General features: G+C 69.9%; 14 protein-coding genes and 1 tRNA gene. 4 read left to right on the top strand and 11 right to left on the bottom strand.

The window, feature by feature from the left end; all coding sequences use genetic code 11:
- Nucleotides 1-42 precede the first annotated feature (42 nt).
- Together IFT88_RS06635 and IFT88_RS06630 are read right to left on the bottom strand one after the other, a co-directional pair.
- On the bottom strand, nt 43-513 hold the full coding sequence (locus IFT88_RS06635) for a RidA family protein (protein WP_192119633.1): 471 nt from the start codon (nt 511-513) through the stop codon (nt 43-45).
- Entirely contained in the window at nt 513-671 is a 159-nt protein-coding gene (locus tag IFT88_RS06630) for a hypothetical protein (protein ID WP_167599048.1), read from the bottom strand. Before IFT88_RS06630 ends, IFT88_RS06635 begins: the two co-directional genes overlap by 1 nt.
- 50 nt (nt 672-721) lie before the next feature.
- On the opposite strand from IFT88_RS06630, the gene IFT88_RS06625 reads away from it, so the two are divergent.
- From IFT88_RS06625 to IFT88_RS06615, 3 genes are all read left to right on the top strand, one after another.
- Entirely contained in the window at nt 722-3,280 is a 2,559-nt protein-coding gene (locus IFT88_RS06625; RefSeq protein WP_192119631.1) for a transglycosylase domain-containing protein, read from the top strand.
- A 44-nt stretch (nt 3,281-3,324) separates the two neighbouring features.
- Nucleotides 3,325-4,245: a metallophosphoesterase gene (locus IFT88_RS06620; protein ID WP_137846672.1), complete on the top strand. Its 921-nt coding sequence runs from the start codon at nt 3,325-3,327 to the stop codon at nt 4,243-4,245.
- A gap of 78 nt (nt 4,246-4,323) precedes the next feature.
- A tRNA-Pro gene (locus tag IFT88_RS06615) sits at nt 4,324-4,397 on the top strand.
- Between the two features lie 311 nt (nt 4,398-4,708).
- Here IFT88_RS06615 and IFT88_RS06610 read toward each other — a convergent pair.
- The 8 genes from IFT88_RS06610 to IFT88_RS06575 form a co-directional block, all read right to left on the bottom strand.
- A complete protein-coding gene (locus IFT88_RS06610; protein WP_043594787.1) occupies nt 4,709-5,314 on the bottom strand; it encodes a thymidine kinase in 606 nt (201 codons plus the stop codon).
- Nucleotides 5,314-6,063 carry a response regulator transcription factor gene (locus tag IFT88_RS06605; protein WP_082059932.1) on the bottom strand — a complete coding sequence of 250 codons (750 nt, stop codon included), beginning with the start codon at nt 6,061-6,063 and terminating at the stop codon, nt 5,314-5,316. The genes IFT88_RS06610 and IFT88_RS06605 overlap by 1 nt, the downstream gene beginning before the upstream one ends.
- Nucleotides 6,050-7,222, bottom strand: coding sequence for a hypothetical protein (locus IFT88_RS06600; protein ID WP_192119629.1), 1,173 nt, complete (start codon nt 7,220-7,222; stop codon nt 6,050-6,052). Before IFT88_RS06600 ends, IFT88_RS06605 begins: the two co-directional genes overlap by 14 nt.
- The gene (locus IFT88_RS06595; RefSeq protein ID WP_043594785.1) at nt 7,219-8,451 is read right to left on the bottom strand and encodes a sensor histidine kinase; all 1,233 of its coding nucleotides are present in this window, start codon (nt 8,449-8,451) and stop codon (nt 7,219-7,221) included. Before IFT88_RS06595 ends, IFT88_RS06600 begins: the two co-directional genes overlap by 4 nt.
- 232 nt (nt 8,452-8,683) lie before the next feature.
- Nucleotides 8,684-9,856 (bottom strand): Rv2578c family radical SAM protein, encoded by a 1,173-nt coding sequence (locus tag IFT88_RS06590; protein ID WP_192119627.1) that lies wholly within the window; start codon nt 9,854-9,856, stop codon nt 8,684-8,686.
- A gap of 77 nt (nt 9,857-9,933) precedes the next feature.
- On the bottom strand, nt 9,934-11,415 hold the full coding sequence (locus IFT88_RS06585; protein ID WP_082452238.1) for a malate:quinone oxidoreductase: 1,482 nt from the start codon (nt 11,413-11,415) through the stop codon (nt 9,934-9,936).
- Nucleotides 11,416-11,541: 126 nt separating this feature from the next.
- On the bottom strand, nt 11,542-12,594 hold the full coding sequence (locus IFT88_RS06580; RefSeq protein ID WP_043594784.1) for an aspartate-semialdehyde dehydrogenase: 1,053 nt from the start codon (nt 12,592-12,594) through the stop codon (nt 11,542-11,544).
- Between the two features lie 137 nt (nt 12,595-12,731).
- Nucleotides 12,732-13,997 carry an aspartate kinase gene (locus tag IFT88_RS06575; protein ID WP_056225527.1) on the bottom strand — a complete coding sequence of 422 codons (1,266 nt, stop codon included), beginning with the start codon at nt 13,995-13,997 and terminating at the stop codon, nt 12,732-12,734.
- Nucleotides 13,998-14,175: 178 nt separating this feature from the next.
- Between IFT88_RS06575 and IFT88_RS06570 the strand changes: the two genes are divergently transcribed.
- A complete protein-coding gene (locus IFT88_RS06570) occupies nt 14,176-14,985 on the top strand; it encodes a DUF1206 domain-containing protein (protein ID WP_137846678.1) in 810 nt (269 codons plus the stop codon).
- Nucleotides 14,986-15,026: 41 nt separating this feature from the next.
- Here the strand turns inward: IFT88_RS06570 and recR are convergent, their stop codons facing one another.
- Nucleotides 15,027-15,626: a recombination mediator RecR gene (gene recR / locus IFT88_RS06565; protein ID WP_043595550.1), complete on the bottom strand. Its 600-nt coding sequence runs from the start codon at nt 15,624-15,626 to the stop codon at nt 15,027-15,029.
- Nucleotide 15,627 lies beyond the last annotated feature (1 nt).

The following is a 15,627-nucleotide window of genomic DNA, read 5'->3' as shown; positions in this document are numbered from 1 at the left end:
TCGAGAGGAGGGGCCGTCGTCGTGACCGGACGAGGAGGCGCGTCAGCGGACCTCGAGGACGAGCTCGACCTCGACGGGCGAGTCGAGCGGCAACACCGCGACCCCCACGGCACTTCGGGCGTGACGCCCGGCCACGCCGAAGATCTGCCCGAGGAGGTCGGACGCGCCGTTGATCACCCCGGGCTGGCCGGAGAAGTCGGGATCGGAGGCGACGAAACCGGTCAGCTTGACGACGCGGACGACGTCGTCGAGCGAATCGAGCACCGTCGCCGCAGCGGCGAGGGCGTTCAGCACGCAGGTCGCGGCCATCGCCTGCGCGTCGGCGGGCTCGACCAGCCCGTGACCCTCACCCACCTTGCCCGTGGTCGGCAGCCGCCCGTCGACGAACGGCAGTTGACCCGCGGTGTAGACGAGCGACCCCGTGCGGAGGGCCGGGACGTACGAGCCCGCGGGTGCCGCGACGGGAGGGAGGACGAGACCGAGCTCGGCCAGGCGCTCGTCGACCGTCGTCATCAGGCGTCCTGCCGAGGGCGCTTGAGCCACGCGACGGGACCGCCCTCGGGCCCCTGGGTCACCTGGACGAGTTCCCATCCGTCGGAGCCCCAGTTGTTGAGGATCGCCGTGCTGTTGTGCACCAGCAGGGGCGTCGTCGTGTACTCCCAAAGGACCATTTCGGCTTCCGTTCAGCTTGAAAATCAGCGATGTCGCTTACTCTGATCCTATGTCTGCCCCAAAATCGAAGCCCACGTCCGCCATCGGGGCACTCTTCGGATTCGTCGGCTTCAGCGTCCTGGCCGGCCTCCTGGTGACCATCGGCGTGACGCCGGCCATCGCGGTCGCCGGCATGACGGCCTCGAGTTCGATCGGCGTCTTCGAGTCGATCCCCGAGTACATCGAGATCGGCAAGCTGCAGCAGCGCAACACGCTGTACGCGAGCCAGGGCGGGCAGCAGGTGCCCTTCGCGACCCTCTACAGCGAGAACCGCGTCGAACTCAAATGGGACCAGGTCAGCGAGAACCTGAAGACCGCCGTCGTCGCCGGTGAGGACCGGCGCTTCTACGAGCACGGCGGGGTCGACGTGACCTCCCTCGTGCGCGCGGCAGTCGGCTCGGCCGGGGCCGGCGAGCTCGGCGCGAGCGGTGGTGGCTCGACCCTGACGATGCAGCTCGTCCGCAACATCCGCATCGCGCAGTCGCAGCAGCTGCCGACCGCGGACGAGCGTGACGCCGCCTACAAGGAGGCGACCACGACGACCCTCGACCGCAAGCTCGAAGAGATGAAGTTCGCGATCGGGCTCGAGAAGAAGTACAGCAAGGACGACATCCTGCTGGCCTACCTCAACATCGCCTACTTCGGCGACCAGACCTACGGCGTGCAGGCCGCCGCACAGCACTACTACAACAAGAGCGCCGCCGACCTGACCGTCCCCGAGGCCGCGAGCCTCATCGCGATCGTCCAGTACCCGGACTCGCGCAACATGTCGACGCCCGAGAAGTACCCGGCCAACAAGGCCCGGCGCGACGTCATCATCAAGTCGATGCTGGCCGAGAAGGACATCGACCAGGCGACGGCCGATGCCTCCCTCGCCACCCCGGTCGAGAGCTACGTCGTGTTGACGGCGCCCACCCAGGGCTGCGGCGCCGTGACCGTCGCCTCGGCGGCGTACTTCTGCGACTACGTGAAGAAGAGCATCAAGGACCTGGCCGTCCTCGGCTCCACGCCCGAGGAACGCCAGGCCAACTGGAACACCGGCGGCTACAGCGTCTACACGACCCTGAACCTCGACCTGACCGAGAACGCCAAGGCACAGATCGACAAATTCGCTCCGGCGTCCGAGAGCCGCCTGAAGCTCGGCAGCGTCGTGGACTCCGTCGAGGCCGGGACGGGCCGCGTCATCGTGATGGCGCAGAACACGGCCTTCTCCGAGGTCGTGAGTCCTGACCCGACGCTGACCTCGGTCAACTACAGCACGGACTACGACTACGGCGGATCGGGCGGATTCCAGCCCGGATCGACCTACAAGCCGTTCACGCTGATCGACTGGATCGAACAGGGCCACGGAATCTACGAGTCGGTGAACGCCAAGCCCCGGACGTTCAACATGACGATCAACGGCAGCCGTGGCAACAAGTACTCGCCGAAGAACGACGCGGGCGAACAGCCCGGCCAGATGAGCGTCGCCGACGCCACCGCGAAGTCGATGAACACGGCTTACGCCGCCATGGCGGAGAAGCTCGACATCGCCGACATCCAGGGCGTGGCGAAGAAGCTCGGCGTGCACCGCGCCGACGGTGCTCCGCTGCACGACTACGCGTCCGCCATCCTCGGCTCGGCCGACGAGATCGCGCCCCTGACGATGGCTGCGGCCTATGCCGGCATCGCCTCGGGCGGCACCTACTGCGCGCCGATCATCGTCGACAACATCAAGGACGCCAACGGAGCCGACCTCGGTGGTCAGCCCCAGTCCTGCAACCAGGCGGTCGACCCCCAGGTCGCCGCGGCCGCTGCCGTCGCCATGCAGGGACTGTGGCGGAACGGTACCGCCGTCGGCGGTCTGCCCGCCGACGGGTACCCCGAGATCGGCAAGACCGGAACCACCGACGCCAAGGACCAGATCTGGATCGCCGGCGCCACGACGAAGCTCGCCACGGTGGTCTGGCAGGGCAACGCCGACGGTGGCAAGAAGAGCCTCCGCACGGTGACGTCACCGAACCAGAGCCGCTTCGGCAGCTACGCGAACGCCCGACCGCAGTACTTCAAGGCCGTTCAGACCGTGAACAACACGGTGTACCCGGGGACCGCCTTCGGGGACGCCTCGGGAGCTGTCCTCCGCGGCTCGGGCGTGGCCGTCCCCGACATGGCAGGCACGACCCCGTCGGCGGCCCAGGCGCTGCTGAGAGGCGTGTCCCTGGCGTACGAGGACGGCGGCACCCAGCCGTCGGCTCTGCCTGCCGGTCAGGTCATCGGTTCGGACCCCGCCTTCGGCACCGTCGTGTCGAAGGGCACGACCGTCAAGGTCTTCACGAGTGACGGCAGCGGTGCCGCCGCTGTCCCCGACGTGACGCGGCAGAAGGTGGGCGACGCCGTCAAGTCGATCGGTGGTGCCGGCTTCGACACGTCCAAGGTGTCGATCGCGGGATTCACCCCCGGAGACGGGAAGAACGCCTGCCAGGTCGCGTCCACGAATCCCGCTGCCAACACGTCCGTCGCCAAGGACTCGGCCATCGGGCTGACGGTCTACGGCGACAAGGACGGCAACGACCCGGGCAACTGCGCGTGAGCCCACGAACCACCGGTGGGCCGAGCGCCCTCCAGACGACGGCCGTGACCGCAGCAGCGGGCGCGGCCGTCGGCCTCGGAGCACTGGCATGGGGCGTCTTCGTCGAGCGCAACCGGTTCACGGTGCGGCACGAGGTGTTGCCCGTCCTCGAACCCGGCTCGCGGACGCTCACGATCCTGCACCTGTCCGACCTGCACCTCGCCCCCTGGCAGTCCGAGAAGCAGGAATGGGTCCGGGGTCTCGCCGTGCTCGAGCCCGATCTCATCGTCAACACCGGCGACAACATCGGTCACGAGGACGCCCACACCGCTCTCGAATACGCGCTCGAACCCTTCCGCGGAGTCCCCGGGGTCTTCGTGAACGGCTCCAACGACTACTACGGCCCCTCCCCCAAGAACCCCCTGGCCTACTTCGGCGGGCCGAGCAAGGCCCACCGCGCGCCGGTCGACCTCGACATCGACCGCATGCAGTCGTTCTTCACCGACCAGCTCGGCTGGCTCGACCTGAACAACAGGGCACGAGCGCTCGAGCTGCGGGGCTCGCGACTCGAACTGTTCGGTGTCAACGACGCACACCGCGGGTGGGACCGTCTGGACCGCATCCCCGGCGCCCTCGACGACCTCCGCGAGAACGTCGGTTGGCAGGACGATCGCGGCGGGCCCGACCCCATCAGCATCGGCGTCACCCACGCTCCTTACCAGCGCGTGCTCAACTCGTTCGTCAACAACGGTGCGGACGTCATCTTCGGCGGTCACACGCACGGTGGACAGGTGCAGGTGCCCGGCTACGGGGCGCTCGTCACCAACTGCGACCTGCCTCGCAGCAAGGTCAGCGGACTGACGACCTGGAGCCATGCCCGCAAGACCGCACACCTCGAGATCTCGGCCGGCCTGGGCACCTCGATCTACGCCCCCGTCCGGTTCTCGTGCCGGCCCGAAGCCGTGATCGTGACCCTCACGGCCTGAGCTCCACCCGAGTGACACGAGCAGGCCCGAACATGGGCTATTCTTGTCAGGTTGCTTCACGTGAGAACGCGAAGACATCGGGGTGTGGCGCAGCTTGGTAGCGCGCCTCGTTCGGGACGAGGAGGTCGTGGGTTCGAATCCCGCTACCCCGACAAGAAATTGGCTCCACCTTCGGGTGGAGCCAATTTCTTTGTGTTAATCGGTTCGCCCTTCGGGCGACACGGCAAATGGCTCCACCCTCGGGTGGAGCCATTTGATTTTCTGTGCTTGTTGGTTCGCCCTTCGGGCGACACGTCTTGGCCCCATCTTCGGGTGGAGCCAATTTCTTTGTGTTCATCGGTTCGCCCTTCGGGCGACACGGCAAATGGCTCCACCCTCGGGTGGGGCCATTTGATTTTCTGTGCTTGTTGGTTCGCCCTTCGGGCGACACAGCAGATGGTTCCCCCTTCGGGGACATCCGGGGTCAGGCGAGGCGGCCGCCGGACTCGGCGAGGTAGCACGCACCGCAGAGCGACTCGTACGTCACCTGCTGGCCGTCGATCGCGACCTGGTCGCCGTCGAACACGAACCGGTCACCGACCGTACGCGCCGTGAAGACCGCCTTGCGACCGCAGCGGCAAATCGTTTTGAGCTCTTCGAGCGAGTGCGCCACCTCGAGCAGCCGGCGGCTGCCGGGGAAGGCCACCGTGCGGAAGTCCGTCCGGATGCCGTAGGCCAGCACCGGGACGTCGTCGAGGATCGCGATGCGCAGGAGGTCGTCGATCTGGTGCGGGGCCAGGAACTGCGCCTCGTCGACCAGCAGGCAGGCGAGACTCGAGCCCGTCTCGTCGCGGACGGCGTCACGTCGGGCCAGGAAGACCTGCCGCACCTCGTCGTCGGGGGCGAAGGTGACGTCCGCGGCCCGGGTGACTCCCAACCGCGAGACGATGGCGTCGTCGCCCTTGGTGTCGACACCCGGTTTGGCCAGCAGCACACGCTGACCGCGTTCTTCGTAGTTGTAGGCGGCCTGCAGCAGAGCCGTGCTCTTGCCGCTGTTCATCGCGCCGTAGCGGAAGTAGAGCTTGGCCACTACTGGAGGTAACCGTCTTCGGCCGCCCGACGGATGAGCTCGGACTTCTTGCTGGCCGGTCGGTTGGCCTTGGCGTACTTCTCGCGCACCCGACGGAGGAACGTCTTCGCCGTCTCGTACTGGACGTTCATCTGAGCAGCGACCTCGTTGGTGCTGAAACCCGAGACGTACAACCGGAACGCCTCGGCCTCGCCGGCGCTGAGCTTGGGCCTGGTCTGGTTCGCGGCACCGGCCGGGAGCGGACGCCAGTCGCGCTGAGGCGAGTTGTCACGGGCGACCCCCATGACCTGGCGGGCGGCGTCCATCACCTCGCGCATCGGCAGGGTCTTCGACAAGAAGGCCGACGCCCCCGCCTCGAGGGCACGTTCGCGCGACTCGCGAGTGTCGAGGCTCGACAGGACGACGACCTTGGCCCCGGCAGCCCGGCAGGTACGCACCCGGGCCTCGATCGAGACGGGCTCTTTCAACTGGAAGTCGAGGAAGACGAGGTCGGTCGGGAAGTTGTCGCTGTGCACCAGCTGCAGCCAGGTGTGCGCCGTGAGGACGAGGTCGAAGTCGTAGGCGTTCACGTTGATCCAGCTGCTCAGGCTGTCGAGCAGCACCTCGTGGTCGTCGAGGATGGCGAGCCGGACGCGACGGGCGGGCGGTGCGTCGGACCCCGGGCCGACGGTGGCCCACGAGGGTGCTGCGACGGGCCTCCCGAAGCCCGGACGTTGGGACGAGCGACCGCTCGACTCAGTGCTGGTCATAAGAAAACCTTAGTGTCAGATGCGAGGGTGCCCGGTCGACCCGCAGGTCGCCCGAGACGAGGCGGAGCACGGTCAGACAGGGGGCGAGCGACCGTCGCGCGGCGGCGGCCGACGACCCGAACGCGAGGTCGATCGCGATGTCGACCCGCGCCTCCACGGCCTCGAGCACGACCCGGAGCGAGCGAGCCTCGACGACCTCGACGTCGTCCACCGCCGCGAAGAGCGCCCAGAGCGCGGTGCGGTGCTCCGGGCCCAGGCGGTCGGCGAGTCGATCGGGGTCGACGACCTCGGTCGGCACCCGGCGGCCGGGCGCGGCGAGACGCCGGGCCAGCCACGTCGCGTCGGCGTCGGCCACCAAGGAGGCGCGCAACGAGTCGGCGACGCGCCGTGCCTCGTCGGCGTCCTCCTCGCCGATCCGACCGGAGGCGACGAGGCGCGCGAAGAACGGCACGACCTCGCGGTTGAGCACGGTGACGCGGTCCTGCTGGACCGACCGGGCGAGGGTCACCCTCAGGTCGTCGGTGCTGGCTCTGCGGAATCCCGTGGCTCGGGACACCCACCCCTCGACGTGCGCGACGAAGACGTTCGAGAAGGTCGCCGCGGCGACCGTCAGGGCGAGCAACGGCGTGAGGGCGACCACGACGTACGACGCGGTGGGCACGGGCGTGACGAAACCCGGGGCCTCGACCAGGACCACGACGGCGAGGACCACGGCCACGGCACCTCCGGCGGCGAGGATCTCCCGCGCCGAGCGGTACGGGGCGACTCCGAGCAGGAGGACCCCCGAGGCGATCCCCGCCCAGTCGTCCCTCACGAAGGGGTTGCTGCCGGCGGTGGCCAGGGCGGACAGGACTCCCGCCGCCGCACACGCCCCCGCGACGCCCCAGAGCGCCGCGGAACCGAACGGCGCCCGGAGGGGCGCGGCCGACACGACGAGCACGACGCCCCCCGCGGCGACGGCGACGAGCGCGCCCGCCGCGGCCCAGGGTGAGGACACGTCGGAGGCCCGCAGGAGCGTGTCGACGACGGCGACGAGCCATGCGGCGAGGGCCGCCCCGAGGGTGATCGGTCGGGCCGCCAGGGCGCCGAGGGGGTCGACCTGTTGAGGAGACCGACCGGAGGCCCGGCCGCCGGGACGAGGAGGGGCGGCGAGGGTCATGCGGGCACCCCGTCGTCGGCGACGACGACCGGCGCCGTGACGGCGAACGGGACCCGCAGGACGATCGACGTGCCGCTGCCGGGGGACGACCAGATCTGCACGTGACCGTCGACGCGTGCGAGACGCGCCTCGACGGACGCCGTCAGGCCGAGACGGTCGGGGGCCACCGCAGCCGGGTCGAAGCCGACGCCGTCGTCGATCACCATCACGGTCAGGTCGGTGCCGTCGCCGAAGACGACGAGCTCGGCCCGGTCGGCTCCGCTGTGGCGACCCACGTTGACGAGGCACTGCGCGACGGCCAGACCGAGGGCGTCCCCGGTGACCGGATCGAGGCGACCGACCGCCGAGACGTCACCCGTCACGGCGACCTCGAGACCGCCCGACCGGGACTGCTCGACGGCCGCGTGCAGTCGGCTGCGCTCCCAGGCGTCCGCGGCCCTCACGGCGACCTCGGGCGGCACGGAGCCCGGCGAGAGCCAGTCCCGCCCCACGAGCACCTCGAGGTCGGCCGCGATCGACCGGGCGGTCTCGGGCGGCAGGGCTCCGGGACGGGTGGTCGCCAGGGCGGCGAGGTGCCCGAGGATCGTGTCGTGGACCAGGGCGGCCGCCTGCTGCTCGATGTCGACGCGGATGCCCTGGACCTGCTGCTCGAGCGCCGCTCGGTGCAGCCGGGGCTGGGCCTCGCGGGCACGTCCCCGCGACACCTCGGCATGGCCCGTCACCACGGCCACGAGGACGAACGCCAGCAGCGCGGTGACGTCGAGCCGGAGGGAGGCGCCCGTGTGCCACGTCGCCAGCTGCGTGGCGAGCTCGCCCGCCGCGTAACCCGCGGCCGACCAGAGGAGACCTCGACGAGGGCCGACGGCGGTGCTGCCGACCATGACGAGGGCGATCTTGGGCAGCGAGAGCGAGAAGGCGTCCGAGGCCTGCACGGCCGCCACCTGCGAGAAGAGGGTGACGGCGTACCAGTACAGGGCTGCGGTCCCGACGATCAGGTAGGCGAGATGGGCCGTCGTCGAACGCGAGCGCTCGACCACGACGAGAAGGACGACCAGGGGCACGAGCGAGACCAGGGCCGGCCAGAGGAGCAGATCGGGCGTGGCGGCCTGTTTCGCGAGCAACAGGGCCGCCGCCGCCGCGAGGACCGTGGCCGCGATGGCGTGACACGCCCTCGACACGGAGTCGCCGACGGCCGCGGGAGCGAGGTGGGCGGGGAGGCCGAGCAGCATGCGGCCTCCTCGGCTCGTTCGGGTCAGGAGAGATCATGGCAGAAGGCGGACCCGGGCTGTACCCCGACATGTGGGGCCATCGACGAGGAAGGGCGGGCAGGTGGTTCGTTTTGTGCCCCGTTCCCCTCGGCGAAGGGGCGACACCATGGGCACCGTGGCCCGCCGACCCGAGGGCCCGACGGCCCGACGGCCCGACGGCCCGACGGCCCGACGGCCCTGAACTCTCGCAGGCTCAGAACAGTCGCGGCTGCGACCGTGCCCCACCGGGCAGTTCGTGGGCGATGAGGGCCCGGGGAACGGAGGAGCCACCGGTACCGACCGTCAGATCGGGGGCGCCAGGAAGGGCGCCGGTGGCTGCCGTGCCGGTACCGTTCAGCCCCATGAGTCGCAGGGAGCGCGCGCTGTCGTCGAGCGCCGCGGAGCGCATCGACCCCGTGGACGGGTCGGCCTGCCCCTTCTCGAGGCCGTACTCGCGCAACAGGGGCCGCAGACGTGCGGCCAGCCACGAGCGGTAGCCCGTCGGTGCGTAGGTGCCCTGGGCGTAGAGCGCGCGGTATTTGACCACGAGCTCGGGGTGCTCACGTTCGAGCCAGGCGAACCACCATTCTTTGACCCCGGGCTTGAGATGCAAGGCGCTGTACATGACGCTCGAGGCACCCGAGTCGCGGACGGCCGCGAGCGCTGCGTGCAGGTGGTCGAGCCCGTCGGTGAGGTACGGCAGCACGGGCATCATGAAGACCGAGCAGGACAACCCCAGCTCGCGGGCCGCCGAGACGGTGGCCAGGCGGGCCGCGGTCGTCGGCGTGCCCGGCTCGACCGACTGCTGCAGGTCGTCGTCGTAGACGGCGATCGACATGGCCAGGTCGACGGGCACGTGCTGTGCCGCCTCCGCGAGCAGGGGCAGGTCGCGCCGCAACAACGTGCCCTTCGTCAAGATGCTGAAGGGGGTGCCCGAGTCGGCGAGGGCGGCGATGATGCCGGGCATGAGCCGGTACCGACCCTCGGCACGCTGATAGGGGTCGGTGTTGGTGCCGAGAGCGACCGGGTGGTGCTGCCACGTCGGACGGTGGAGTTCGCGGGCGAGCACCTCGGCGACGTTCACCTTGACGACGATCTGGCGGTCGAAGTCGTCGCCGCCGTCGAGGTCGAGGTACTCGTGGGTGGGGCGGGCGAAGCAGTACACGCAGGCGTGGCTGCAGCCGCGGTAGGGATTGATCGTCCATCCGAAGGGCAGAGTCGAGTCGCCACCCGGGACGCGGTTGAGAGCACTCTTGGCGACCACCTCGTGGAACGTGACCCCCGCGAACTCGGGCGTCGTGACGGAGGTGATCAGGTTGTTCAGTCGCGCCAGACCGGGCAGCGCCGAGGCGTTCTCGGTGTCGACCGCTTGCTCGGACCATCGCATGCCCCCATTCGAACACATGTTCGAATGGGGGTCAACCCGGGGCGTGCCGTGCGGGGTCGCGCGGCCCGGCACCGGGCCTAGGCGTGGATGTGCAGCGCCTCGGCGGTCGCCCCGATGGTCGACGCGGCCCGCCGCTCGTCGGACGAGAGGTCGTCGCCGTAGGTCGGGATCATCGCGTTCAGTCGCGGCTTCCATGCCGCGATGCGGTCGGGGAAGCACCGCTCGAGCACGCTGAGCATGATCGGCACGGCCGTGGACGCCCCCGGGGACGCGCCGAGCAGACCCGCGATGGTGCCGTCGGCCGCCGTGATCACCTCGGTGCCGAACTGCAGCACCCCGCCCTTCTTGCGGTCCTTCTTGATGACCTGCACCCGCTGGCCGGCGGTGATGCGGTACCAGTCCTTCGGATCGGCGTCGGGCATGAACTCGCGGAGCGCCTCGAACTTGGTCTGCTTGCTCGCCGCGAGCTGCCCCACGAGGTACTTGACCAGCGAGAGGTTGGCGAGCCCGGCGCGGATCATCGGGTACAGGTTGTGGGCACGGATCGAGGCGAACAGGTCGAACATCGAACCGTGCTTGAGGAACTTCGGGCTGAAGCCGGCATAGGGCCCGAACATCAGGCTGGCCTGCCCGTCGACGACGCGGGTGTCGAGGTGCGGGACCGACATCGGGGGCGAGCCGACGGCGGCCTTGCCGTAGACCTTGGCCTGGTGCTTGCCGACGATCGCAGGATCGTCGCAGCGGAGGAACTCACCACTGACCGGGAACCCGCCGAAGCCCTTGATCTCGTCGATGCCCGACTTCTGCAGCAGGTGCAGTGCGCCGCCGCCGGCGCCGACGAACACGAAGCGTGCGTCCACGGTCGTCGGCGTGCCACCGACCTGCTTGCGGAGGGCCACCCGCCACGTGCCGTCGGCGAGCTTCGTGAGGTTCGTGACGCGGTGGTCGACCTCGAGCAGGGCCCCCTCGCCCTGCAGGTACGTGAGGAGGAGGCGCGTGAGCGACCCGAAGTCGACGTCCGTTCCGGCGGCGATGCGCGTCGCCGCGATCGGCTGCCCCTTCGCCCGACCCGGGATCAGGACCGGTGCCCACGACCGGATGACGGACGAGTCGGTGCTGAACTCGAGCCCCTGGAACAGCGGGTGCTCACGCAGTGCCTCGTGTCGCTTGCGGAGGTACTCGACGTTCTTCTCACCCCAGACGAAGCTCATGTGCGGGGTCGAGTTGATGAAGGCGTCGGGCTGCGGCAGGGCCCCCTCGGCCACGAGGAACGACCAGAACTGTCGCGAGACCTGGAACTGCTCGTTGACCTTGACGGCGCTCGAGGTGTCGATCGTGCCGTCGGACCGTTCGGGCGTGTAGTTGAGCTCGCAGAGGGCGGAGTGACCCGTGCCCGCGTTGTTCCAGGGGTTGCTCGACTCGAGGGCGACGTCGCCCAGCGCCTCGTAGATCTGGATCGTCCAGCTCGGCTCGAGCTGCTTGATCATGGCACCGAGGGTGGCACTCATGATGCCTGCCCCGATGAGGGCTACGTCGACGGGCTTCTTCGCATCGGTCACGAGGTCAGTCTAGGCCCGCCCCCTCGGCGACCCCGGGTGACCACCGGACGACGACACCCCGGTGTCTCGATGCCGAGAGACCGGGGTGCGTCGCGTCACCGGCCTCAGGTGGCCGGCACCGAGGGATCAGGCGACGGCGCGCTCGGCGGCGACGAGCTCGGCGATCTGCACGGCGTTCAGCGCCGCACCCTTGCGGAGGTTGTCGTTGCTGATGAAGAGCGCGAGCCCACGGTGGCCGGGGACGCCCTCGTCGTGACGGATGCGGCCGACGAAGCTCGGGTCGGCTCCCGCCGCCTCGAGCGGGGTCGGGACGTCGGTGAGGACCACCCCGGGGGCGTCGCGCAGCAGTTCTTCGGCGCGCTCCACCGTGATGTCCGAGGCGAACTCGGCGTTGATCGAGAGCGAGTGCCCCGTGAAGACCGGCACGCGGACGCACGTGCCGCTGACCAGCAGGTCGGGGCGCTCGAGGATCTTGCGGCTCTCGTTGCGCAGCTTCTTCTCTTCGTCGGTCTCGTTCGTGCCGTCGTCGACGATGCTGCCCGCGAGCGGGATGACGTCGAAGGCGATGGGACGGACGTACTTCACCGGTTCGGGCAGGTCGACCGCGCGACCGTCGTGCACGAGGCCGATGGTGTCGCCCTCGATCGCGGCGCGGGTCTGCTGCAGCAGCTCGTCGGCGCCGGCGAGGCCGCTGCCCGACACGGCCTGGTAGGTGCTGACGATCAGACGCTGCAGGGTGGCCTCGGTGTCGAGCACCTTCAGCACGGGCATGGCCGCCATGGTCGTGCAGTTGGGGTTGGCCACGATGCCCTTCACCGCCTCGCGCAGGGCGTGGGGGTTCACCTCGCTGACCACCAAGGGCACCTCGGGGTCCATGCGCCAAGCGCTCGAGTTGTCGATGACGAGCGCACCGGCCGCGGCGAACCGCGGGGCGTGGGCCCGCGATCCCGTGGCGCCGGCCGAGAAGAGGGCGATGTCGAGACCGGCGGGATCGGCCGTCTCGATGTCCTCGACGACGATCTCGACCCCGCGGAAGGGCAGGGTCGTGCCCGCCGACCGGGCGGTGGCGAAGAAGCGGATCTCGGCGACCGGGAAGTCGCGCTCGTCGAGCAGCGTGCGCATGACCTTGCCGACCTGTCCGGTCGCGCCGATCACGCCGACGCGCAGTCCTTCGGCCATGGGTGCCTCCTGGGGGTTCGGTGGTGCAGGGTTCGGTGGTGCCGGGTTCGGTGGTGCAGGCCGCGGAACGGCGGGAGCAGGGTCGGGAGGCGCGGTGCGAGAGCCGCGCGCGCCTCCTGGTCGAGGACCGGGTCGCGTCAGCGGCCGGTGCCGCCGTGGACGACCGCGTCGACCTCGGCGTCGAGACCGAAGGCCGTGTGGACGACGCGGAGTGCGTCGTTCAGGGTGTCGGCCCGGGTGACCACCGAGATGCGGATCTCGCTGGTCGAGATCATCTCGATGTTGATGCCGGCCTCGAAGAGGGCCGTGAACAGTCGCGCCGAGACGCCGGCGTTGGTGCGCATGCCCGCACCGACGAGCGCGAGCTTGCCGATCTGGTCGTCGTACTGCAGCGACTCGAAGCCGATCTCGGAGCGGTCCGACTCGAGGGCCTGGAGCACGACGGCGCCCTCGGACTTCGGCAGGGTGAACGAGATGTCGGTGCGGCTGGTCGACGCCGCCGACACGTTCTGCACGATCATGTCGATGTTGGCGCCGGTCTTGGCGACCGTGCGGAAGATCTGGGCGGCCTTGCCCGGCACGTCGGGGACGCCGACGACGGTGATCTTGCCCTCGCTGAGGTCGCCCGCGACCCCGCTGATGATGGGTTCTTCCACGTTCTCTCCCTCTTTCGGGTTGACGACGAGCGTGCCCTCGTTGTTGTTGAACGACGAGCGGACGTGCAGGGTGACCCCGTGACGCCGGGCGTACTCGACGGCACGGATGTAGAGCACCTTCGACCCGGCGGCGGCGAGCTCGAGCATCTCTTCGCTCGTGACGCGGTCGAGCTTTCGGGCCTTGGGCACGACGCGCGGGTCGGCCGTGAAGACGCCGTCGACGTCGGTGTAGATCTCGCACACGTCGGCGTCGAGCGCCGCCGCGAGGGCGACGGCGGTCGTGTCGGAGCCACCTCGACCGAGGGTCGTGATGTCACCCGTGGATCGGTTGAACCCCTGGAAGCCGGCGACGATGGCCACGTACCCGGCGTCGAGGGCGTCGCGCACCCGGCCGGGTGTCACGTCGACGATGCGGGCCTTGCCGTGCTGGGCGTCGGTGATCATGCCGGCCTGGCTGCCGGTGTACGAGCGGGCCTCGACGCCCAGGCTGCGGATCGCCATGGCGAGCAGGGCCATGCTGATGCGCTCGCCCGCGGTGAGCAGCATGTCGAGCTCGCGGCCGCCGGGGAGCGGACTGACCTCGTTGGCCAGGTCGAGCAACTCGTCGGTGGTGTCGCCCATCGCGCTGACGGCCACGACGACGTCGTTGCCGGCCTTGCGCGTCTCGACGATGCGCTTGGCGACGCGCTTGATGCTCTCGGCATCGGCGACGGACGACCCGCCGAATTTCTGCACGATCAAGCTCACGGTGACTCCTGAGAAGGGGACTGGGCGCGCCGGAGGACGGCTCACGCCTGCGTCCGGCGATTCTATTCGGTGTCGAGGGCGTGTGACGCACACGGCTCGGTGTCCCGCGGACGGCCCCGAGGGGTCGCGCATCGGAGCACGGAGGGCGGCGTCGACGCCTCTCCCCTACGGTGGACCGATGCCCGACACCACCGACCAGGCCCGCGGCGCCGCCAGCCGCCTCCAGGACAGCCGCGCCCTCACGACCGCCGCCCGCGTCGGTTTCGCCATGAACGGCCTGCTCCACGTCGTGATCGGCGTGATCGCCCTCGGCGTCGCGTTCGGCGGTGGCGGCGAGGCCGACCAGGGCGGTGCCCTCGGGCAGTTCGCGTCCCGTCCGGGCGGGGTCTTCCTCCTCTGGCTGATCGTCGTGGGGCTCTGGGGCCTCGGCCTGTTCCAGGTGCTCGAAGCCGCTCTCGTCCGGGGGACCGACGAGGACGCCTGGGCCGAGCGCGCGAAGGAGGGCGGCAAGGGCGTCGCCTACCTCGCCGTCGGGTTCACGGCCTTCACCTTCGCCCGGGGCTCGTCGTCGGACAGCTCCGGACAGACCCAGACGCTCAGCGCCCGGCTGCTCTCCGCTCCTGGGGGCGTCGTGCTGCTCGTCGTCGTCGCGCTCGCCATCGTGGCGATCGGGGCCTACTTCGTCGTGAAGGGCGTGAAGCAGGAGTTCCGCGAGGACCTCACGCTGCCGGGGGGTGCGGCGGGACGTGGCACGGTCGCCCTGGGCGTCACGGGTTACGTGGCCAAGGGGATCGCCTTGGCCGTCGTCGGCGTGCTGTTCGCGGTCGCGGCGATCACCTCGGACCCGAGCGAGGCCACGGGGCTCGACGGCGCCCTGAGGGCCCTGGCGGCCCTGCCCTTCGGAGTGGTGGTGCTGACGGCCGTCGCCCTGGGGCTCATGGCCTACGGCGCGTACTGCGTCGTCCGGGCACGGCGCGCCCGCCTCTGACGGGCAGGCGCCCGCCGCACGGCCTCAGGAGGCGCGGGTCGTCACTCGGAGACGAGCCGGCGGCCCTCGAAGGCGCGGCCGAGCGTGACCTCGTCGGCGTACTCGAGGTCGCCGCCCACGGGCAAGCCCGAGGCCAGTCGCGTCACCCGGAGGCCGAAGGGCGCGAGCATCCGGGAGAGGTACGTCGCGGTCGCCTCGCCCTCAAGGTTGGGATCGGTGGCGATGATGACCTCTTGGACGGTGTCGTCGGCGAGACGCTGCACCAGCTGGCGGATGCGCAGGTCGTCGGGACCGATGCCGTCGATGGGGCTGATCGCCCCACCGAGCACGTGGTAGAGGCCGCGGAACTCGCGCGTGCGCTCGATGGCCTGGACGTCCTTGGCCTCTTCGACGACGCAGATCGTGGCCGGCGAGCGACGCGGGTCTCGGCAGATGTTGCAGGTCTCTTGTTCGCTGACGTTGCCGCAGATCTCGCAGAAACGCACCTTGGTCTTGACGTCGACGAGCAGCTCGGCGAGGCGTGACGTGTCGAACGACTCGTTCTGCACGATGTGGAACGCGATGCGTTGCGCCGACTTGGGCCCGATGCCGGGGAGGCGACCGAACTCGTCGATGAGTTCTTGGACGATGCCTTCGTACACG

The organism is Frigoribacterium sp. CFBP 8751 (assembly GCF_014841545.1).
Taxonomy (GTDB): domain Bacteria; phylum Actinomycetota; class Actinomycetes; order Actinomycetales; family Microbacteriaceae; genus Frigoribacterium.
This window is presented reverse-complemented; position numbering and strand designations above follow the sequence as displayed.

Bases quoted from the DNA above. Each gene is read 5' to 3' on its own strand.
- IFT88_RS06635 (WP_192119633.1), bottom strand. From the start codon at position 513: ATGACGACGGTCGACGAGCGCCTGGCCGAGCTCGGTCTCGTCCTCCCT.
- IFT88_RS06630 (WP_167599048.1), bottom strand. From the start codon at position 671: ATGGTCCTTTGGGAGTACACGACGACGCCCCTGCTGGTGCACAACAGC.
- IFT88_RS06625 (WP_192119631.1), top strand. From the start codon at position 722: ATGTCTGCCCCAAAATCGAAGCCCACGTCCGCCATCGGGGCACTCTTC.
- IFT88_RS06605 (WP_082059932.1), bottom strand. From the start codon at position 6,063: ATGACCAGCACTGAGTCGAGCGGTCGCTCGTCCCAACGTCCGGGCTTC.
- IFT88_RS06600 (WP_192119629.1), bottom strand. From the start codon at position 7,222: ATGACCCTCGCCGCCCCTCCTCGTCCCGGCGGCCGGGCCTCCGGTCGG.
- IFT88_RS06595 (WP_043594785.1), bottom strand. From the start codon at position 8,451: ATGCTGCTCGGCCTCCCCGCCCACCTCGCTCCCGCGGCCGTCGGCGAC.
- IFT88_RS06590 (WP_192119627.1), bottom strand. From the start codon at position 9,856: ATGCGATGGTCCGAGCAAGCGGTCGACACCGAGAACGCCTCGGCGCTG.
- IFT88_RS06580 (WP_043594784.1), bottom strand. From the start codon at position 12,594: ATGGCCGAAGGACTGCGCGTCGGCGTGATCGGCGCGACCGGACAGGTC.
- IFT88_RS06570 (WP_137846678.1), top strand. From the start codon at position 14,176: ATGCCCGACACCACCGACCAGGCCCGCGGCGCCGCCAGCCGCCTCCAG.